Annotated in this window: 1 protein-coding gene; it reads right to left on the bottom strand. The window is 67.3% G+C overall.

Going from position 1 to position 1,521, the window contains the following annotated elements:
- Positions 1-1,436: hypothetical protein (locus ABZ260_RS50955; protein ID WP_355633158.1), on the bottom strand; the 1,436-nt coding region annotated here is incomplete at its 3' end.
- Positions 1,437-1,521: the final 85 nt, after the last annotated feature.

Raw genomic sequence — 1,521 nt, 5'->3', positions numbered from 1 at the left:
GGGGCGAGGGTTTCGGTGTAGCTGTTTTGTTTGAGGCTCTTGGAGTGGTGGTCGTAGCGCAGGCGCAGGGTGTCGGCGGTGTGGTAGGCGAAGGCCACGATGGTGTTGGCCAGCGGGTCCTGGCTCCACCGGGCGACGGGCAGCTGGTTCTTGTACCAGGTCAGACAGTTGGTCAGCCAGGCGTGCCGCTGGCCGGCGAAGGGATTGAAAGTGGCGGCGCAAGCCGTGTCGGAGGTGGCCGCGCAGGAGTTGTAGGTGCTTTGCGCCGTGCGGAAGATGGTGGTGATGGTGGTGTCGCCGGGGGTGTCGGCGGGCAGGCGTTCGGCGCCGTGCAGCAGGACCTGCAGGAGTTCGTCGTCGTTGAGAGCGGTGGGGAAACCGGCCGCGGTGTAGGCCTGCAGCAGGCGCAGGGCGGTGGTGAGGTCGGCGTTGGCCTGGAAGAGGGGCTTGCCTGGGGTGGTCAGCTCGGTGACGACGGCATCGTAGTAGCCCTTCTGGCGTTCGGTCAGGAACCGGGTGACCTGGGTGCGAACGGCCTGCTGAGGCTCGGGGTATTCGGTGAGGGTGGCGGTTTCGGCGAAGGACTGCCGATAGCCGCCGCTGACCCAGCGCTCACGGTAGTACTCGGTGGGGTTGCAGACCGGGGGTTCGGGACTGGAATCGGGTCTGCGGCAGACGGTGGGCACCTCCCAGGACTTGGTCCAGGTACGCAGCGTCTGAGGCGGATTCGGAGGCTGGCCGGGAGCGCTGGGCCAGGTGATGCGCAGGTGCATGGTCGCCGACAGGGTCGAGTCGAGGACGGATTCGTCGGTGACGCCGAACTGGTGGCAGTAGCTGAGAGTGGGCCGGGAGCCTTCGGGGAAGGCGTATCGGGCCATCGGGATGGCGTTGCCGCTGTAGGTGACGTTGGCGGGCCGTTCGAGGTTGAGGATCGGGCCCTGCCCGGAGCTGCCGGTGCAGACCGGCACGATGTTGGGAGGAGAGGGCTGGGTGGCGATGGCCTGGTCGGCGGTGCCGAAGAGCTTGTAGTCCTTGTTGTCGACGGCCTGTTTCTGCAATGGCAGCAGGGCGGCGTTGAAGTCGGTGGCGGCGTTCTTGTAGTCCTCGACGAGCCCGGTGTAGAGCTTGTTGGTGTGGGACCCGTCGGGGTTGGGAGTGGGGGCGGCCCTGCTGAGTGCGCCGACGGCGGCGTCGATGTCGAGGCCGGCGGCGACCAGGTCGGCGGTGCGCTGGGGATTCATCTGGGCGGCGTAGCCGGGGTTTTCCGCGGCGAGCTGGCGGTAGCCGGTGGCCATCGACAGCCAGACCGCGGCGTTGGGGATCTTCTCGGCGTCACCGGCCGACACGCCGGCGGGCCATCCGTACCTACGATTGCCGTACCAGGTCAAGAACCCGGTCGCACCACCGGTCTCCTCATACAGATCCAGCACGGCCACCGGGTCATTTTCATGAGTGGGGTAGCTGCCCTTACCGGGCACGAACGGAACCTCCCGCGCCTGCGACACCCCAGCGAAATGAACC

This window comes from Streptosporangium sp. NPDC006013 (genome assembly GCF_040614275.1).
Classification (GTDB): domain Bacteria; phylum Actinomycetota; class Actinomycetes; order Streptosporangiales; family Streptosporangiaceae; genus Streptosporangium.
Note: the sequence above shows the minus strand (reverse complement) of the source record. Positions and strands in the feature narration are given on the sequence as shown.